Genomic DNA, 18179 nt, shown 5'->3' on the forward strand with positions numbered 1-18179 from the left:
GAACGCTTCATGGTTGTATATGTCAATTGTCGCTCATGGATTGTTTTCGCCACGCGACAACACGCGCCTCGCTTGAAGCCGCTGCGGCTGCTATTGGCGATCCTCGGGGGACGTCAGTATCGAGAGTAACGACACATGTTGTGCCGTCCCTTGGCGCACTCCTGGGCGCTGCTGTCCGCCGCCTTCCTGATCCCCGCCATCGCCCACGCCGACGACCTGGAAGACGCGGTGCTGGCCGAGGTCAACTATGTCCGCGCCCATCCGGCCGAATACGCCCGTGAGCTGCGTCGCGCGCCTGATTGGGCGTTCGAGCAGGAGGAGCCGGGCGCGGTCGAGGAAGCCATCGACTTCCTGGAACGTCAGCCGCCGCTGGCCCCCTTGAAGTCCGACCGCCGCCTGGACGTCGCGGCGCGCCAGCACGCTCAGCGACAGGCCGCGCGAGGCGATGTCGGCCACGGTCCGGCGGGCAGTCTGGGCGTTCGCCTGCGCGCCGCCGGTGTTTTCGCCGGCCTGTCCGCCGAGAACATCTCGTACGGTTCCGACGACGCCCGGGCGATCGTCCGCCAACTGGTCATCGACAGCCGCGTCGCCGGGCGGGGCCATCGGCGCAATATCTTCACCGCCAGCTACAGCGCCGCCGGCGTCGCCTGCGGCGGCCACCGTCAGTGGGGCTCGATGTGCGTGATCGACTTCGCGGGCGCGCTGATGGAGCGCGGTAAGGCGGAATAGACCAACAAAGAAAACGCCCCGGAGGAAACCTCCGGGGCGCTCTGGTTCAGGCCGAAGCCGAAAGTCCTAGGCCATGGCCTTCTTCAGGTTCTCGTCGATCTTGTCGAGGAAGCCTTCGGTCGTCAGCCAGCCTTGCTTGTCGCCGACCAGCAGGGCCAGGTCCTTGGTCATGTAGCCTTCCTCGACGGTGTCGATGCAGACCTTTTCCAGGGTGGCGGCGAACTTGGCCAGCTCGGCGTTGTTGTCCAGCTTGGCGCGGTGGGCCAGGCCACGCGTCCAGGCGAAGATCGAAGCGATCGAGTTGGTCGAGGTGCTCTCGCCCTTCTGATGCTGGCGGTAGTGGCGGGTGACGGTGCCGTGGGCGGCTTCGGCTTCCACCGTCTTGCCGTCCGGCGTCATCAGCACCGAGGTCATCAGGCCCAGCGAGCCGAAGCCCTGGGCGACGATGTCCGACTGCACGTCGCCGTCGTAGTTCTTACAGGCCCAGACGTAGCCGCCCGACCACTTCAGCGCCGAGGCGACCATGTCGTCGATCAGGCGGTGCTCGTAGTGGATGCCCTTGGCCTTGAACTGGTCGGCGTACTCGGCGTCGAAGATCTCCTGGAAGATGTCCTTGAAGCGGCCGTCATAGGCCTTGAGGATCGTGTTCTTCGTCGAGAGATAGACCGGATAGCCGCGGTTCAGGCCGTAGGCGAACGAGGCGCGGGCGAAGTCGCGGATCGAGTCGTCGAGATTGTACATCGCCATGGCGACGCCGGCGTCCGGAGCCTTGAACACTTCGTGCTCGATGGTCTGGCCGTCTTCGCCGACAAACTTGATCGACAGGGTGCCCTTGCCCGGGAACTTGAAGTCGGTGGCGCGATACTGGTCGCCGAAGGCGTGACGGCCGACGATGATCGGCTGGGTCCAGCCCGGCACCAGGCGCGGCACGTTCTGGCAGATGATCGGCTCGCGGAAGATCACGCCGCCCAGGATGTTGCGGATCGTGCCGTTCGGCGACTTCCACATCTTCTTGAGCTTGAATTCCTCGACGCGGGCTTCGTCCGGCGTGATGGTGGCGCACTTCACGGCGACGCCGTGCTTCTTCGTGGCGTTGGCCGCGTCGATGGTCACCTGATCGTCGGTGGCGTCGCGGTTCTCGACCGACAGGTCGTAGTAGTCCAGTTCCAGATCCAGGTACGGGAAGATCAGCTTGTCCTTGATGAGCTTCCAGATGATCCGGGTCATTTCGTCCCCGTCCATGTCGACGACGGGGTTGGCGACTTTGATCTTGGCCATTGCGGGGATGTTCCTCTGGCGGTGGCGCGCCTGTGGCGATCTGGCGCACAGGGCCAGGAAGCGGCGCGGACCGGGAGGCTATAGACTGTTGCGTCGCGGGGGAAAAGCCGGACGCTTCGTCCTCGCGGGTAACTTCAGCGTTCAAGCTTAAGGTTTGGGGATATCGGCCCCGGGGGCGCGGGCTAGGGAGTGTCGTTGGACAATAATCCGGGAGCGATCGCGGGCGTGACCGCGCCATTGGCGCGGCGGTTGCTGACCATGGTGGCGATCCTGTCGATCGCCGTGACCGGCGTCGCGACGGCGGCGGCCTTCGTCTTCGTGCGCAAGAGCGCCGCCGACACCCAGACCCGTCACCTGGCCGAATATGTCGGCGAGCGGGTCAAGACCGAGGACCGTCTGTTCTCCGACCTGGTGAAGGTGCATGACGCCGCCGCCGAGGCGCTGACGCGGCGGCTGGCCATGGGCGCCGATCCCGAGATCCACGCCCAGTTCGAGCGACTGTTCCCCGCGAAGGGCGACGGCACCCGGCGCTCGATCCCCGGCCTGTTCGACGGCGCGCGGATCGGCAACCGCTATGTCTACGGCGTCGGCGCGTTCCTGCCGGACGCCGCAACGCTCAGCCTGCCCGAACAGGAGCTGTTCGTGGCCGCGACCGACGTGGTGGCCTCCGCGGGCGAGGCCGAGATCCGACACTACGACAACTTCTACTTCTTCACGCCCCGGACACGGCTGGTGATGTTCGGCCCGAACCGGCCGGACAAGCTGATGTACTACCGGCGCGACGCGCCGCCGAACCTCTCCATCACTCATGAGGAAATGACCCAGCTGACCCTGCCGGAGAACAATCCGGGCCGGGTCATGAAGTGCACCAAGCTGCGGCGGCTGATCTCGGACCCCAGCGGACGGGGGCTGAATGCGGCCTGCATGACGCCCTTCTATTACAACGGCCGGTTCATGGGGGCGTTCGGCACCAGCCTGTCGCTGGACAGCTACCTGCTGCGCGCCGTGGCCGACGCCCTGCCGGGCGGACGCAACCTGATCGTGGCCGATGACGGCGAGCTGGTGGCCGCCCAGGGCCTGGCGCGCGATGGCGTGGTCGACGTCGGGGTGCTGCGCAAGTTCGAGACCGACAACGACCTCAAACGCCTGGTTGACCGGATCCGCGCCCAGAAGCGCGATGTCGGCGCGGTGCTGTCGCCCCGGGGCGACCGTCTCGTGGCCTATGGCCGCCTGGTCGAGCCGGGCTGGTGGTTCCTGATGACCTTCCCGTCGGGCGACATCGTCTGGTCGTCGCTGAAGACGGCGTCTTGGGTGCTGCTGTTCGGCTTCATCGGCGTGGCCCTGCAGGTCTTGCTGCTGTATCGCCTGACCAACCGCATGGTCGCCGAGCCGCTAAAGGCGCTGGCCGACGCCCAGCAGAACGGCGACACGGCGGCTGCCGGGCCAATCGAGACCCGTCCGGACGAGATCGGATCCCTGGCGCGGGCCCTTCGCCGCCAGCGCGACCGCAACGAGGAACTGCGCCGCTCGCTGGAAGACCGCGTGGCCGAGCGCACCGCCGAGCTGGAGCGCGCCAACCAGGCCAAGTCGGTGTTCCTGGCCAACATGTCCCACGAGTTGCGCACGCCGCTGAACGGGGTGATCGCCATCGGCGACCGCCTGGTCGACGAGGAAGACCCCGAGGCTCGTCGCGAGCTGGCCGCCCTGGTCTCGTCCTCGGGCCGTCTGCTGGAGCGGGTGCTGGGCGACATCCTGGATGTCTCCAAGATCGAGGCCGGCGAGTTCCAGCTGACGACCGCGCCGTTCGACCTGATCCAGCTGGTGCGCGGCATGGCCGAGCTGCACGCGGCGGCCGCCGAGGCCAAGCGCCTGGACTTCCGCTGGTCGGTCGCGCCCGACGCGGTCGGGACCTATGACGGCGACGCGGGCCGCATCAGCCAGATCCTCTCGAACCTCCTGGCCAACGCGGTGAAGTTCACGACCAGGGGCGAGGTGCGCCTGGAGGTCGATCGCGTCGGCGAGGCCGTGCGCTTCGTCGTGCGCGACACGGGCGTCGGCTTCGACGAGGCCGTGCGCCAGCGCCTGTTCAAGCGCTTCGTGCAGGCCGACCAGTCGATCACCCGCCAGTTCGGCGGGACGGGTCTGGGCCTGTCGATCTGCGCGGCCCTGGCCGAGATGATGGGCGGTCGAATCAGCGCCGAGGCGAGCGTGGGCGAGGGGGCGCGCTTCGAGGTCGTGCTGCCCTTGAGACGCTGCGCCGACCTGGCCGAGGCGGCCGCCGAGGAAGACCGGGAGATCTCGCTTGAGGGCATGCGGATCCTGGTCGCCGAGGACCACCCGACCAACCGCAAGGTCGTCGAGATCGTGCTGGAGCCGTTCGGCGTCGACCTGACCATGGTCGAGGACGGCCAGGCTGCGCTGGACGCGCTGGAGACGGCCAGCTTCGACGCGGTGCTGATGGACATGCAGATGCCGGTCATGGACGGCCTGACCGCCACCCGCGCTATCCGCGCTCGCGAAGCCGCCTCGGGCGCGCCGCCGGTGCTGGTGGTCATGCTGACCGCCAACGCCATGGAGGAGCACGTGGCCGCCGCCCAGGCCGCCGGCGCGAACCTGCACCTGGCCAAGCCGTTGCACCCGGCCCAGTTGCTGGAAGCCCTGGCGCGGGCCCAGAGACGTTGAAGTCGGGCCGCTAGAACTCTTCCAACACCGCGCGCCCGACATCGGCGACGAGCCGCTCGCGCGTGGCCGCGTCCGCCGTCGAGGCGGTCAGGAAGACGACGAAGGCGATGCGGCGGCCGTCCTTCAGTTCGACGAAGGCGATGGCGTGGCTGGTGGGCGATACGCCGAGATCTGCGGGCGCTGCGCCGGCCGACTGGATGATCTTCGCGTCCTTAGGCAGGGCGTTCGCGAGGTAGCCGGGGTCTCGACCCAGCAATCTGGCCGGATCAGGCTTCTGGACCAGTTCGCGGTTGATGAAGGCTTCCAGCAATCGGGCCATGCCGACGGGCGTGGCCGTATCGCGCGGGTCGCTCGCTCGCGCTCGGCCGGCCTGGGCGCGTTGCTCCGCCGGCACGGCGTTGACCGCCCGACGCCAGGCGGCTTCGCCTTTCCAGTCGGCGCGAAACGAAGCCACGCCTCGGGCGTCGGTGGCGATCTGGCGGCGGTAGCGGTCGACGCTGACGTTCTCCAGGCGCTTGACCAGAAGCCATCCATTGACGCCGCCCGGGCCGCCGACGCGTCTGGTGAGCAGGTCCAAGGCGGTTGTATCGCCGTTGCGGGCCAGCCCCTCCAGTTCGGCGACGCTCCAGGTCCGGCGGGCGGGCCAGGCGTCGGCGACGGCGCTCGGAGGCGGCGACAGGTCGACGTCGCGGACGGTCAGGATCTCGCTCTCAGGCAAGCTTCCGGCCTCGGTTTCGGCCATCACCGACGCCAGGATCGGGATCCGCGCGGCGCCGCCCAATGCAAAGGGCCGATCACCGTTGAACGTCCACAGCTGGCGCGTGCCCAGGTCCTCGACCGCCACGCCCAGCACGGCCGGCTGGGCGCGGATGGCGATGGCCTCGATCCGCTTGTTCAACCGCTTCGGTTTCATCGTCGGCTCTTCCTGGCCCAGCATCGGCTTTTCGCCGCAGGCGTGGATGAGGGGCAGGGCGACGAGGGCGGTCAGAAAGGCGCGGCGCGACATGCGGGCTAAACGCGGCCGTGGCGGTTTCGGCTGCGCACCCCTTGCATCAAGCCCGCGGTCGGCGGCAAAGGGTGCGGATGACCGAAGACTTCAAGCCCGTCCCCCCTTGCGTGATCCTGAACGAGCCGCAGCTGGCCGAGAACATCGGCGCGGTGGCCCGTGTGATGGCCAATTTCGGCCTCTCGGACCTGCGCCTAGTCCGCCCGCGCGATGGCTGGCCGCAGGAGCGGGCCTGGGCCAGCGCCTCGGGCGCCAACTGGCCGCTGGACGACGCCAAGGTGTTCGACAGCCTTGAGGCGGCGATCGCCGACCTGAAGCTGGTCTACGCCACCACGGCCCGGCCGCGCGAGACGCGCCTGCCGGTCTACACGCCGCGCGAAAGCGCGGGCCATCTGGCCGAGGAAGTCGCCCAGGGCCGCAAGGTCGGCCTGCTGTTCGGCGGCGAGCGCGCCGGGCTCGAGACCCACGACATCGCGCTGTGCCAGGCCATCGTCTCGATCCCGATCGACGAGCGCTTCCGGTCTCTGAACCTGGCCCAGGCGGTGTCGATCAACGCCTACGAATGGAAGATGACCCAGGACGACCGGCCCTGGAAGAAGTTCGAACACAATGTCGAGGAGCCGGCCGACCAGGCCAGCTTGCTTGGCCTGTACGAGCATCTCGAAGGCGAGTTGGACAAGGCGGGCTTCTACCATCCGCCGGAGAAGAAGCCGTCGATGGTCCGCAACCTGCGCGTCCCCTTGGCCCGGGCCCGGCTGACCGAGCAGGAGGTGCGCACTTTCCGGGGCGTGATCACCGCGCTCAGCAAGGGGCGCGGCCGCGTGCTGGCCAAGCTGGCCGAGAAGGCTTCGAAGGATAAGGGCGAGGCTCCTTAAGGACACTCCCTCTAAGGGCGCGCGGGCGCGGCGGAATTGACCTCGATCATCCGTCGGCGACCGGGGCGGGCGCAGGGTCCTGGCGTGGTCAAGCCAAGGAGCCTCTGCATGACCCCCGATGCAACAACCCTGATCGTCGTCGCCGACGGGCATCGCGCCCGCTTGCTGGAGCAGCCGCGCATCGGCGGCCCGCTGCACGACCGCCCCGAATGGCTGTCCGGCCTGAAGGAGCACCATGAGCATGACGGTCCCAGTCACATCACCCATCCGGGCGACGCGCGCGACCGGGCCGAGAAGGCGTTCCTGCGCGACTTGGCCAAGCGCCTCGACGACCTGAACGCCCGCCACGGCTTCGACCAGGTGATCCTGGTGGCGCCGCCCAGGGCCCTGGGCCACCTGCGCCGGGGCCTGTCGACGGCCGTCGCCCGCAAGGTCATCGGCTCGGACGCTCACGAGCGCGTCGACGCCACCATCATCACCCTGCAGAGCGTGGTCCAGGTCGCGCGCTACGCCAGCGCCGCCTGACCTTGTGGGGGCGGGGAGGGGCGTGGCCCTTCCCCGATCTCCGCCGACTTGCGCCCCGGGCGGTTCGGGCGTTCACTCCTGTCCAAACAAATGTTCGGGGAGGGTGGCGTGAACCGTCGGGAATGGCTGGCGATGGCCGGCGCGCTGGGATTGGTCCCGAGCCTGGCGCGCGCCCAGAACGCCGGCGGCGACGCCACGGCCGCGCGCGACGCCTATCTCTACGCCTTGCCGCTGATCGAGATGGCCACCACCCGCGAGCGGATCCTCAAGATCCCGGGCGGGGCGGTCAACACGCTGCGGCATACCCGCACCCTATCGGACCACACGGCCCGCTGGGTCACGACGCCCAACAACGACACGCTCTATTCGCCGGCCTTCCTGGACCTGAGCAACGGCCCGGCCACCCTGACCATCCCGCCGATGGGCAAGCGCTACTATTCGGTGGCGGTGATGGACATGTTCACCAACAACAATGTCGTGCTGGGCACGCGGACGATCGGCGGCGAGGGCGGGACCTTCACCCTGGTCGGGCCGGGCCAGGCCTCGACCGGACCAAACCCCATCCGCATCGCTACGCCCCACGCCTGGCTGCTGATCCGGATCCTGACCGATGGCGGCGACGACATGCCCTCCACCCACAAGGCCCAGGACGGCTTCATGCTGAAGGGGGCGGCCGGCGAGCCGGTCGCGACCTACGCCCATCGCGACGCCAAGCCGGCCGACTATTTTGCCGCCGCGCGCAGCCTGCTGGCCAGTGACCCGGCCCCCGCCACCGACCAGAAGCTCCTGCGCCGCACGGCCGCCTTCCTGGGTGGCGGCGCGTTCGACGAGGCCGCCGCCGCCGCGGGCGTCGACCAGGCCCGGATGATCGCCGTCTTCGCCAAGGAGCGGATGGTCTATACCGGCGGCTGGTCCTATCCGCGGCCCAACCTGGGCGACTTCGGCCAGGACTATCTGTATCGCGCGGTGGTTGCCCAGCAGGGGCTGGGCGCGCTGCCGGTGGCCGAGGCCATGTACATGAAGGCCGCCGGCGACGACGGGGCCGGGAACTTCACCGGCGATGGCCTCTATCGCCTGAGCCTGCCCGCCCATCTGCCGCTGGACGGTTTCTGGTCGCTGTCGATGTACGAGGCGACGGCCGACGGGCAGTTCTTCTTCACCGACAATCCGATCAAGCGCTACACGATCGGCGATCGCACGCCAGGCCTATCGCGCAAGGCCGATGGTTCGCTGGATCTGTGGATCGGCCGGACCGACCCCGGCGGCGACAAGAGCGCCAACTGGCTGCCCGCGCCCAAGGCGGGACCGTTCGCCCTATACCTGCGCGCCTATCTGCCGAGGGCCGAACTGCTGGACGGCCGTTTCCGTTTTCCGGCGGTGGTCAAGCTCTAGCCCGCCACGGCGAGGCTGCGTTCCAGGTGCTCGACCAGCAGTCGGACCTTGGCCGGCAGCAGCCGCAGGTGCGGATAGACGGCCCAGACGCCCTCGTCGGCGGGGCGGTTGGCTTCCAGTAACGGGACGAGGCGCCCGTCGGCTATGGCGGCGTCGACATAGAAATTCGGCAGCTGGCAGACGCCCAGCCCCTGCAACGCCGCGTCCAGCACGGCCTGGCCGCTGTTGCAGCGCCAGCGGCCCTGCGGCTTGAAGGCGATCTCGCGTTCGCCATCGGGACCTGGGTCGCGGAACGGCCAGGTCTCGGCCGCGCCCAGCACGCAGGCGTGGCTGGCCAGGTCGGCGATCGTGCGCGGCGCGCCGGTGCGGGCCAGATAGGCCGGGGCGGCGACGAGGCGACGGGTGCGCGAGGCGAGGCGCTTGGCGATCAGGCGGCTGTCGGTTAGCCGTCCAAAGCGGATGGCCAGATCGAAGCCCTCGCTGACGATGTCGCGGACCGCGTCGTCCAGGTCGATCTCGATCGACAGCTTGGGGTGGGCAAGGGCGAAGGCGTTGACGGCGGGCGCGACGAACCGCTCGCCATAGGCCGTGGAGCAAGTCATCCGCAGTTGGCCCTTCAGCTCGCCGTCCTCCTCGCCGACCACGGCCAGGGCCTCGTCGCGGTCCAGGATGAGCTGCCGGCAGCGGGCCAGGAAGGCGCGGCCAGCGTCGGTCAGGCTGACCCGGCGTGTGGTGCGGTAGAGCAGGCGGGTCTGCAGCCGCTCCTCCAGCGCCGCCACCGCCCGACTGACGCCCGAGGTCGACAGCCCCAGCCGCCGCGCGGCCTTGGAGAAGCTCTCGGCCTCGGCCGTGGCTGCGAATTCGTCGATCCCGTCCCAACGGCTCATGCGCTCAGCGATGCGCCGATTGTTCAAACTGAGCAACGATGTTTTGCACGGTTCGGGATTATCGACGCGGGCGGCTCGGCGTACCAAGATCACGCAAATCCGCTGGAGACCTGACGATGAAGACCCGCGCCGCCGTCGCTTTCGAAGCCAAGAAGCCGCTGGAGATCGTCGAGGTCGACCTGGAAGGCCCCAAGGCCGGCGAGGTCCTGATCGAGATCAAGGCCACCGGCGTCTGCCATACCGACGCCTACACGCTGGACGGCCTGGACAGCGAGGGCCTGTTCCCCTCGATCTTGGGCCACGAGGGCGCGGGCGTGGTGGTCGAGGTCGGCGCGGGCGTCACCTCGGTGGCGGTCGGCGATCACGTGATCCCGCTGTACACGCCCGAATGTCGCCAGTGCAAAAGCTGCCTCAGCGGCAAGACCAACCTCTGCACGGCGATCCGCGCCACCCAGGGCAAGGGGCTCATGCCCGATGGGACGAGCCGCTTCTCCTACAAGGGTCAGACCATCCACCACTACATGGGCTGCTCGACCTTCTCGAACTACACCGTTCTGCCCGAGATCGCGGTGGCCAAGATCCGCAAGGACGCGCCGTTCAAGACCGCATGTTATTGTGGGTGTGGGGTCACGACGGGGGTTGGAGCCGTGACCAACACCGCCAAGGTCGAGCCGGGCGCCAACGCCATCGTCTTCGGCCTGGGCGGCATCGGCCTGAACGTCATCCAGGGTCTGAAGCTGGTCGGCGCCAACATGATCGTGGGCGTCGATCTCAACCCGGCCCGCGAGGAATGGGGCCGCAAGTTCGGCATGACCCACTTCGTCAATCCGAACGACGTGCAGGGCGATCTGGTCCAGCACCTGGTGGCCCTGACCGACGGCGGCGCGGACTACACCTTCGACGCCACGGGCAACACCGGCGTCATGCGCACGGCGCTGGAGGCCTGCCACCGCGGCTGGGGTGAGAGCATCATCATCGGCGTGGCCGAGGCCGGCAAGGAGATCGCCACCCGCCCGTTCCAGTTGGTCACCGGTCGCGTGTGGCGCGGCACGGCCTTCGGCGGCGCGCGCGGCCGCACCGATACGCCCAAGATCGTCGACTGGTACATGGACGGGAAGATCCAGATCGACCCGATGATCACCCACGTCCTGCCGCTGGAAGACATCAATAAGGCCTTCGACCTGATGCACGCCGGCGAGAGCATCCGCACGGTGGTGACGTTCTAGTCCGATGACCGTCGAAACCCTCGCCACCCATCGCGTCCACGGCGGAACCCTGCGCTACTGCCGGCACGCCAGCACCAGCACCGGCACGCCGATGAAGTTCACGGTGTGGACGCCCGACGGGGACGGGCCGTTCCCCTATCTCGTCTGGCTGTCGGGCCTGACCTGCACCGAGGACAATTTCACGGTGAAGTCGGGTGTCTACGCCTACGCCGCCCAGCACGGGATCGCCATTGTCGCACCCGACACTTCCCCGCGCGGCGAAGGCGTCGCCGACGATCCGGCCTATGACCTGGGGCAGGGGGCGGGCTTCTATGTCGACGCCACCCAGGCCCCGTGGGCGCCGCATTTCATGATGCATTCCTATGTCACCGGCGACCTGCTGGCGGCTGTCGATGGCGCGTTCCCGCTGGATCCGGCCCGGCGGGGGATCTTCGGCCACTCGATGGGCGGCCATGGCGCCCTGACGATCGCCCTGAAGCATCCCGAACTCTTCAAGTCGGTCAGCGCCTTCTCGCCGATCGTATCGCCGCTGAACTGCCCGTGGGGCGACAAGGCCCTGACCGCCTATCTGGGTCCTGATCGCTCGGCCTGGCGCGCCCACGACGCCTGCGCCCTGATCGAGGACGGCGCGGGAGAGAGCTTCGACGAGATCCTGATCGACCAGGGCCTGGCCGACACTTTCCTGGAAAGCCAGCTGAAGCCCGAGCTGATCGAGGCCGCCGCCGCCGAGGCCGGCCGCAAGGTCACGGTCCGCCGCCAGGATGGCTACGACCACAGCTACTTCTTCATCGCGACCTTCATCGGCGATCACTTGGAGTGGCACGCGGCGCGGTTGTGAGCTTTCATGGGCTCATGCGCCAAGACCATTTCGACAGCAACGAAGACCTCATCAATCCGCTGACGCCCTGGCGGTCGATGGCGGTGATCTTTGTCGGCGCTTGTGGCGCGGTCTTGCTGGACGCGCTGGACGTTCCCGGGCGCTATGGCGGGCGGCCGGGCTTCAATCCGATCTTCCTGGCGCTGCCTTTCGTTGCGGTCGTGGCCTATTCGGCCCTCTGGACGGCGTGGCGGCTGGCTCAGCATCGATACCGGCGACAGTCCCGCGAGCGGCGGGGCATGCTCGGGCGCGGCCGCCTGGATTGACTCCCCAGGCCCATTCCCCCATAAACCGCGCCTTCACGCCGCCGGCTCGCCGCGCGGCGCGATGACCTTATGACGGATTGACCCGAAGCCGCCGTTGAGATCGCACCTCTTTCGAGGGGAGCCGGCCCGGATCGATGTGAAAGACTGACCTATGTCGAAGCGCCATAGCGCCAAGTACAAGATCGACCGCCGCATGGGTGAAAACCTGTGGGGCCGTCCGAAGTCCCCGGTCAACTCGCGCTCCTATGGCCCGGGCCAACACGGCCAGCGCCGCAAGAGCAAGGTTTCGGACTTCGGTCTGCAGCTGCGCGCCAAGCAAAAGCTGAAGGGCTACTACGGTAACCTGACCGAGAAGCAATTCTCGCGCACCTACGAGGAAGCCGCCCGCCGCAAGGGCAACACCTCGGAGAACCTGATCGCCCTGCTCGAGTCGCGCCTGGACGCCATCGTCTACCGCGCCAAGTTCGTGCCGACCGTGTTCGCCGCCCGCCAGTTCGTGAACCACGGCCACGTGACCGTGAACGGCAAGCGCGTGAACATCCCGTCGTACCGCTGCAAGCCGGGCGACGTGATCGCGGTCCGCGAAAAGTCGCGCAACATGGCTCTCGTGCTCGAAGCCGTCGCCTCGAACGAGCGTGACTTCGCCGAGTACGTCTCGGTCGACGCCAAGGGCCTGTCGGCCACCTTCGTCCGCGCTCCGGAACTGTCGGAAGTTCCGTATCCGGTGAAGATGGAACCGAACCTGGTCGTCGAATTCTACGCTTCGTAAGCGTCGGATCCGAACTCAGATACGGAAAAGGCCCCGGAGCGATCCGGGGCCTTTTTTGTATCTGGCGCTTGGGCTTTCGCCCGGCGCGGAGCCTGTCAGCCGTACTTCTTGGCGAAGGCCTGGTCGCTCATCGTGATGTAGATGATCGCCTCGACGAAGGCGACGATCGACGGGATGAAGGTCCAGCAGAACAGCAGGTACAGGATGCCCGTGCCGACGCGGCCCAGATAGAACTTGTGGCCGCCGATGCCGCCCAGCAGCAGGGCCAGCACGATGGCGACGACGCGGCTCTTGTTGCCCGCCGGGGCGACATCGGCCTGCGGCGCGCCGCAGTGCGGACAGGTCGGCGCCGACTTGTGCAGGGTCTTGCCGCAGCCCAGGCAATACTTCTGGTCAGTCACGTTCGGCGACGATCCAACATCGGCGCTCGGCTTGGGTACTTCGATAGTGTCTGGTCCGCTCATACAGCCCCCCAATCAAAACAGAGGCGAAGCTTATTCGATCGCTCCACTTAAGCTAGCGTGAATGTGGCGGGAAAGGGGCGCGTCCTTAAGGGACGAGGCCCCCTTGAAACCCTCTTGGACCCATCCCAGGTTAGTTCTGCGGGACCGGGCCCCTCTGGCGAGCGATGCAAGCGCTCGTGATGTCGGACCGCATCGGGTGTTCTCGATGTCACTGGGTCCGGCCGCCTCAGCCCCCCCTCCCAAGGCGCCGCCTCCGACACGAGAACACCCGATCCATCCCTTTGGACCGGAGGTTCCGCATGCCCCTTCTGATGTGCCCCAACTGCGACGGCTCCATGCAGGCCGTGCAGCGCGCCGGCGTCGAGTTCGACATGTGCCCGCGCTGCCGCGGCGTCTGGCTGGACCGTGGCGAGCTGGAGAAGCTGATGGCGTTCGAGCGCGAGGAGACGCAGGCGACCTACAACGCGCCGCGACCCTATACGCGTCCCGACCACCATGCCGACAACCACAAGCGCGAGCATGGACGTCATGGGGACGATGACGACGACCGCTATCGCCGCCATGGCCAGTACGGCCATCACAAGAAGAAGCGTTTCGACCTCTTCGACATCTTCGACTGACGATGAAAGCGATGAACCACTTCAAGACCTACATGCTGCTGGCGGGCCTGACGGCCCTGTTCATGGGCGCGGGCTATCTGATTGGCGGACCGACCGGCATGCTGATCGCCCTGGCGTTCGCCTTGGCCCTGAACGCCTTCTCCTACTGGAACGCCGACAAGATCGTGCTGCGGACCTACGGGGCGCAGGAGGTTGACGAGAGTCACCCCGAGCCGCTGATCCGCAACTACGTCGTCGACGTGGTCGAGATGGCGGTCAAGGCCGGCCTGCCGCGCCCGCGCGTCACGGTCATCCATAGCGACCAGCCCAACGCCTTCGCCACCGGCCGCGACCCGGCCCACGCCGCCGTCGCCGCGACGACGGGCCTGCTGCAGCTGCTGACCCGCGACGAGATCCGCGGCGTGATGGCCCACGAGCTGGCCCACGTGAAGAACCGCGACACCCTGACGATGACCGTGACGGCGACCATCGCCGGCGCGATCTCGGCCCTGGCCAATTTCGCGTTCTTCTTCGGCGGCTCGCGCGACGAGGACGGCAATTCGAACGGCATCGGCGGAATGATCGGCGCGATCGCCATCGCCATCCTGGCCCCGATCGCCGCCATGCTGGTGCAGATGGCCATCAGCCGCGCCCGCGAGTACGAGGCCGACCGTATCGGCGCCCAGATCGGCGGCGATCCGGAAGCCCTGGCCCGCGCTCTGGAGAAGATCGAGGCCTATGCGCGTGGCGGCTATGTGAACTACGACGCCGAGCGCAATCCGGCCACGGCCCACATGTTCATCATCAACCCGCTGAACGGGAAGGGAGCGGACAACCTGTTCTCGACCCACCCGGCGACCCACAACCGCGTCGAGGCGCTGATGCGCCTGGGCGTGGGGCAGGGGACGCAGCGGGCGGCGGTTCCGGTTTCCGAGCCGGCGGTGCGCCCCATCAGCGGCGGACGCGATCTGGGGCCGTGGGGCTGATCTAAGGCGCGATCGGCGGCAGGCGGCCGTATTCCCAGGCCCATGGCGCGCCGGTCTCGCCCAGGGCCGCCTTGACCAGGCGCGGGAAGATCCGCTGTCCGAACCCGCTGTTGGTCAGGATCACCACGCAGCGTCGGCCGGTCTCGACGCAGACCAGGATGTTGTCGGTGATGTCGTTGTGGCCGCCCTTCATGAAGGCGTGGCCCTGCGGGCCATCGAAAGCCACGACGCCGATCCCCGCGCCCAGGCCGATCCTGGCGTTGTCCGGGTTCTCTTCCGTCGCGAAGGGCGGAAACTCGTGGGCGCTGGAGATCGGCAGGCTGACCTTGGCGAACTCGGCTCGCGCCTGGGTCGACAGGCCCCAGCCCGAGGCCATGGCCGCCGCCAGCTTGCCCATGTCGGCGATCGTCGTGTCCAGCGAGCCGGCGGCCTTGACGCTGGAGCGGTCGTCGTGGGCTTCCCACTTGCCGTCCTCGTGCTGGCCGTCGGCGAGGTCACCCGCGAAGTCGTCCCGCCAGACCATGCTGGAGCGGGTCATGCCCAAGGGCTGGAACAGGCGGCGGTTCATCTCTTCGCCGACCTTGAGACCCAGGCCCTGCTCGATGACGAACTGCATCAGATTGATGCCCTCGCCGGAATAGGCGTAGCGGGTCCCGGGATCGAGCTTGATGTCCAGCTTCTCGTCCGGGTTCAGCCAACGGAAGTTGGGAAAGCCCGCCGAGTGGGTCATCAGCATGCGCGGGGTGATCGCGCGCCAGCGCGGGTCGCCGGCCAGGTCGGCATAGGCCTTGTACTCGGGCAGGGGCTTTGGGAGGTACTCGGCGATCGGCCTGTCGAGCTCCAGCTTGCCCTCGTCGACCAGCATCATGACGTAGTAGGCGAAGGTCGCCTTGGTGATCGAGGCGGCGTACATGACGGTCTGGGGCGTCAGCGGATCGCCCTTCTCATTGCGCACGCCCTTGGCGACGACGCGGGCGACCTTGCCGTCCTCGATGAGGGCCACGGCGACGCCGGGGATCTTGCCCGCCGTTCTCAGCCGCTCGATCTCGGCGTCCAGCTTTCGGTCGTTTGGCGCGGCGAGCGCCGGGGTCGCCAGGACGCCGGCCAGGGACGCGGCCAGCAAAGCGGAACGAAGACGCACGGAACACTCCCCAGACGATAGGCTCTCGAGGCTGGTCAGGTCGCCAGCGGTAGGCGATCTTCAGCGCAGTTTGGGCGGTTCGTACAGAGGTCGATGGACGCTGTTCTCTCGCGCAGAGGTTTCGTGCTCGCCGGCGTGGCCCTGGGGCTGGCCGGCTGCGCGACCACGCCCGTCCTGACGGCCGCCGCGCCCGGCGAGACCTTCCCGGAACTGGAGCCGCTGCTGGCGGTCGAGGCGCGGTCCGACGCCCTGGTCATTCGGGTGAGCTCGCGAGGCTGCGCGGCGAAGGCCGACTTCGTGTTTCGCGTCGATCGTGGGCGAGGCCGCGCCGTGGTCGCCTTCGCGCGCCGGCGGCTGGAGACCTGCAAGGGTCCGGCGGGGATCGCGGAGCTGCGGTTCGGCTATGACGAACTTGGCGTGAGGCGCGGCGAGCGCATCGTCATCGCCAATCCCGTCACCCCTTTGGCGTGAAGCGCTCGATCATCCACGGCAGGACGCGGGCGGGGCGCTTGGCGGCGATGTCGATCAGCACCCAGTCGGTGCGGCTCTGGGCGCACATCTCGCCGTCCGGGCCGTCGATGCGGACATAGCGCTCGAAGCGCGGGCCCTTCAGCTCGCCGACCCAGGTGTAGCCCGTGGCGATCTCGCCCGGCAGCAGTTCGCGGCGATAGTCGATCTCGTGGCGGCGCGCGACCCAGCTCCAGGGCGCGCGCTGCTCGTCGCTGGCCCAGGCTTCCCAGTGGGCGATGGCCAAGTCCTGGGCCCAGGCCAGGTAAACCACGTTGTTGACGTGGCCGTTGGCGTCGATGTCCGACGCCTTGGGCTCGAAGGTCAGGGAATAGGCGTCGCTTGGCGGAACGAAGAGCCGACTCACGCGCGTCGCCGCGCGTTCTTTTTAGAGAGTGAGCTCTCCGGGCGGCGAACCGCTACACACTTCGCCTGGGGGCTCACGCGGCGATGAGGCCCTGCTCGACGAAGAGGGTCTTCAGCTCGCCAGACTGGAACATCTCGCGGACGATGTCGCTGCCGCCCAGGAATTCGCCCTTCACGTACAGCTGCGGGATGGTCGGCCAGTCGGTGAAGGTCTTGACGCCCTGGCGCAGGTCGTCGTCCTGCAGCACGTCGACGCCGACGAACTCGACGCCCAGATGGTCGAGGATCTGAACGACGACCGACGAGAAGCCGCAGCGCGGCTGGTCCGGGACGCCCTTCATGAACACCACCACCGGATGCTCGGCGACGGTCTTGGCGATGAAGTCCAGGGCGGGGGAGGAGGCGACGTCGGTCATGGGCATGGTCCTAGGAGGAAGCTTTCAGCTAGGCGCCATGGGGCTTCGGGTCAAGTGCGGGCGGCGGCCTTCTCGCGTTCCTGGGCCGAGAAGCGGGCCATCTCGATCTGCGCGCAGACGCTATTGGGCAGGTCGCGCTCGACCACGGCGGCCAAGCGCTCGACATCGGCGCGAGTGTCGGCGGTGATGCGCACGGTGGCCAGCGAAGGCTCGGTCAGGGCGTAGGCCAGGCAGATGTCCTCATCGCTCCAGCCGGGCGTGTCGCGCAGGAACGCATAGCCGCCGACATCGGCCAGCGGGTCGGTGCGCCGCCGCCACAGCGACGGCCTGGGCGCGGCCAGTTCGCCGCCCTCACGCAGGGCCTGGGGCCAGTAGTCCTCGCCGATCACGGCCAGATCGGCCTGCGCGGCCTGGCGGATGCGATGGCGGTCGACCCAGCCGGAGGACAGGCTGAACGGCGAGGAGATCGCCGTGACCAGGCCGTTCTCGAGCAGGCGCGGATCGATATCGGCGCGGCTGGCGACGCCGAGACCCCGCAGGGCGCGGCTTTCGTGCAGCGATCGCAATCCGGCCTCGAAGGCCGGCGGCAGGGCCGGACCTTGCGGATCGTTGACCAGGATGAGGTCGAGATACGACAGGCCCAGCCCCTCGAAGGCGGCGCCCAGCAGGTTGTCGACAGCCTGCTGGCCCAGGGCTGTGGCGTCGCCGCGCACGTGCCAGGTCAGGAACAGAAGATGGCGTTCGACCGACGCGAACGCTTCGCCGGCGCCGCGCAGCAGTTCGGGGGAGTCGCCCTCGACCTGGAAGCTGTTGATCCCGTTCTCCAGCGCCGTGAAGATCAGGGCGCGCCAATCCTTGGCCCTCAGGCGGGAGCTGTCGGCCAGACGCAAGGTCAGCGCCGAGATCGACATGCCGGATGCGCCGAGGGGCCGATAGCGCAAGGCGTCTCCTATTCGGCCGGGGCGGCGGTTTCGAGGGCCAGGGCGTGCAGGGTTCCGCCCAGCACGTCGGCCAGAGCCTTGTTGACCAGCTGGTGCTGGCGCACGCGGGGCAGGCCCTTGAAGGCGGGCGAAACGATGCGGGCCTTCCAGTGATCGTTGTCGCCGGCCAAGTCGGTCAGCACGATCTCGGAGTCGGGAAAGGCCGCGGTGAGGCGAGCCTCGAGTTCGGCATGGGACATGGGCACGG

21 protein-coding genes are annotated in these 18179 nt (G+C 68.1%); 12 read left to right on the top strand and 9 right to left on the bottom strand.

The features are described 5' to 3' along the window. Window positions 1–135 precede the first annotated feature (135 nt). The gene (locus tag K8940_RS06250; protein WP_223393833.1) at window positions 136–729 is read left to right on the top strand and encodes a CAP domain-containing protein; all 594 of its coding nucleotides are present in this window, start codon (window positions 136–138) and stop codon (window positions 727–729) included. A gap of 66 nt (window positions 730–795) precedes the next feature. On the opposite strand, the gene K8940_RS06255 is transcribed toward K8940_RS06250, so the two are convergent. Next, window positions 796–2007, bottom strand: a complete 1212-nt coding sequence (locus tag K8940_RS06255; RefSeq protein WP_223393835.1) for an NADP-dependent isocitrate dehydrogenase — start codon at window positions 2005–2007, stop codon at window positions 796–798. 258 nt (window positions 2008–2265) lie between these two features. On the opposite strand from K8940_RS06255, the gene K8940_RS06260 reads away from it, so the two are divergent. Then, window positions 2266–4689, top strand: coding sequence for an ATP-binding protein (locus tag K8940_RS06260; protein ID WP_223395785.1), 2424 nt, complete (start codon window positions 2266–2268; stop codon window positions 4687–4689). Window positions 4690–4699: 10 nt separating this feature from the next. On the opposite strand, the gene K8940_RS06265 is transcribed toward K8940_RS06260, so the two are convergent. Next, window positions 4700–5695: a serine hydrolase gene (locus K8940_RS06265; RefSeq protein WP_223393837.1), complete on the bottom strand. Its 996-nt coding sequence runs from the start codon at window positions 5693–5695 to the stop codon at window positions 4700–4702. Between the two features lie 77 nt (window positions 5696–5772). On the opposite strand from K8940_RS06265, the gene K8940_RS06270 reads away from it, so the two are divergent. From K8940_RS06270 to K8940_RS06280, 3 genes are all read left to right on the top strand, one after another. Beyond that, window positions 5773–6570: an RNA methyltransferase gene (locus K8940_RS06270; RefSeq protein ID WP_223393839.1), complete on the top strand. Its 798-nt coding sequence runs from the start codon at window positions 5773–5775 to the stop codon at window positions 6568–6570. Between the two features lie 108 nt (window positions 6571–6678). Continuing rightward, on the top strand, window positions 6679–7095 hold the full coding sequence (locus K8940_RS06275; RefSeq protein ID WP_223393841.1) for a host attachment protein: 417 nt from the start codon (window positions 6679–6681) through the stop codon (window positions 7093–7095). A 108-nt stretch (window positions 7096–7203) separates the two neighbouring features. Then, window positions 7204–8487 (top strand): DUF1254 domain-containing protein, encoded by a 1284-nt coding sequence (locus tag K8940_RS06280; protein WP_223393843.1) that lies wholly within the window; start codon window positions 7204–7206, stop codon window positions 8485–8487. On the opposite strand, the gene K8940_RS06285 is transcribed toward K8940_RS06280, so the two are convergent. Then, window positions 8484–9374, bottom strand: a complete 891-nt coding sequence (locus tag K8940_RS06285; protein WP_223393845.1) for a LysR family transcriptional regulator — start codon at window positions 9372–9374, stop codon at window positions 8484–8486. The genes K8940_RS06280 and K8940_RS06285 overlap by 4 nt on opposite strands. Window positions 9375–9490: 116 nt before the next feature. Here K8940_RS06285 and K8940_RS06290 point away from each other — a divergent pair, with 116 nt between their 5' ends. The 4 genes from K8940_RS06290 to rpsD all read left to right on the top strand — a co-directional run bounded on the left by K8940_RS06290 (window position 9491) and on the right by rpsD (window position 12512). Then, entirely contained in the window at window positions 9491–10600 is a 1110-nt protein-coding gene (locus K8940_RS06290) for an S-(hydroxymethyl)glutathione dehydrogenase/class III alcohol dehydrogenase (RefSeq protein ID WP_223393847.1), read from the top strand. A 4-nt stretch (window positions 10601–10604) separates the two neighbouring features. Beyond that, entirely contained in the window at window positions 10605–11438 is an 834-nt protein-coding gene (gene fghA, locus K8940_RS06295) for an S-formylglutathione hydrolase (RefSeq protein WP_223393849.1), read from the top strand. Then, the gene (locus tag K8940_RS06300; RefSeq protein ID WP_223393851.1) at window positions 11435–11743 is read left to right on the top strand and encodes a hypothetical protein; all 309 of its coding nucleotides are present in this window, start codon (window positions 11435–11437) and stop codon (window positions 11741–11743) included. The genes fghA and K8940_RS06300 overlap by 4 nt, the downstream gene beginning before the upstream one ends. Window positions 11744–11894: 151 nt before the next feature. Continuing rightward, window positions 11895–12512: a 30S ribosomal protein S4 gene (rpsD, locus tag K8940_RS06305; protein WP_223393853.1), complete on the top strand. Its 618-nt coding sequence runs from the start codon at window positions 11895–11897 to the stop codon at window positions 12510–12512. A gap of 95 nt (window positions 12513–12607) precedes the next feature. On the opposite strand, the gene K8940_RS06310 is transcribed toward rpsD, so the two are convergent. Next, window positions 12608–12913, bottom strand: a complete 306-nt coding sequence (locus K8940_RS06310; protein ID WP_223393855.1) for a TM2 domain-containing protein — start codon at window positions 12911–12913, stop codon at window positions 12608–12610. Window positions 12914–13275: 362 nt separating this feature from the next. On the opposite strand from K8940_RS06310, the gene K8940_RS06315 reads away from it, so the two are divergent. Next, a complete protein-coding gene (locus K8940_RS06315; RefSeq protein ID WP_223393857.1) occupies window positions 13276–13596 on the top strand; it encodes a zf-TFIIB domain-containing protein in 321 nt (106 codons plus the stop codon). 11 nt (window positions 13597–13607) lie between these two features. Next, window positions 13608–14561 (top strand): zinc metalloprotease HtpX, encoded by a 954-nt coding sequence (htpX, locus tag K8940_RS06320; RefSeq protein ID WP_223393859.1) that lies wholly within the window; start codon window positions 13608–13610, stop codon window positions 14559–14561. Between the two features lies 1 nt (window position 14562). Here htpX and K8940_RS06325 read toward each other — a convergent pair whose 3' ends face one another. Continuing rightward, window positions 14563–15702 carry a serine hydrolase domain-containing protein gene (locus K8940_RS06325; RefSeq protein ID WP_223393861.1) on the bottom strand — a complete coding sequence of 380 codons (1140 nt, stop codon included), beginning with the start codon at window positions 15700–15702 and terminating at the stop codon, window positions 14563–14565. A gap of 93 nt (window positions 15703–15795) precedes the next feature. Here K8940_RS06325 and K8940_RS06330 point away from each other — a divergent pair, with 93 nt between their 5' ends. Continuing rightward, a complete protein-coding gene (locus K8940_RS06330) occupies window positions 15796–16173 on the top strand; it encodes a hypothetical protein (protein ID WP_223393863.1) in 378 nt (125 codons plus the stop codon). On the opposite strand, the gene K8940_RS06335 is transcribed toward K8940_RS06330, so the two are convergent. The 4 genes from K8940_RS06335 to K8940_RS06350 form a co-directional block, all read right to left on the bottom strand. After that, window positions 16157–16576: an acyl-CoA thioesterase gene (locus tag K8940_RS06335; RefSeq protein WP_223393865.1), complete on the bottom strand. Its 420-nt coding sequence runs from the start codon at window positions 16574–16576 to the stop codon at window positions 16157–16159. The genes K8940_RS06330 and K8940_RS06335 overlap by 17 nt on opposite strands. A 73-nt stretch (window positions 16577–16649) precedes the next feature. Beyond that, window positions 16650–16991, bottom strand: coding sequence for a Grx4 family monothiol glutaredoxin (gene grxD / locus K8940_RS06340; protein WP_223393867.1), 342 nt, complete (start codon window positions 16989–16991; stop codon window positions 16650–16652). A gap of 50 nt (window positions 16992–17041) precedes the next feature. After that, on the bottom strand, window positions 17042–17932 hold the full coding sequence (locus tag K8940_RS06345) for a hypothetical protein (protein WP_223393869.1): 891 nt from the start codon (window positions 17930–17932) through the stop codon (window positions 17042–17044). An 8-nt stretch (window positions 17933–17940) separates the two neighbouring features. Then, window positions 17941–18177: a BolA/IbaG family iron-sulfur metabolism protein gene (locus K8940_RS06350; protein WP_223393871.1), complete on the bottom strand. Its 237-nt coding sequence runs from the start codon at window positions 18175–18177 to the stop codon at window positions 17941–17943. Window positions 18178–18179 lie beyond the last annotated feature (2 nt).

Source organism: Caulobacter segnis, from assembly GCF_019931575.1.
GTDB classification, from domain to species: Bacteria; Pseudomonadota; Alphaproteobacteria; order Caulobacterales; family Caulobacteraceae; genus Caulobacter; species Caulobacter segnis_C.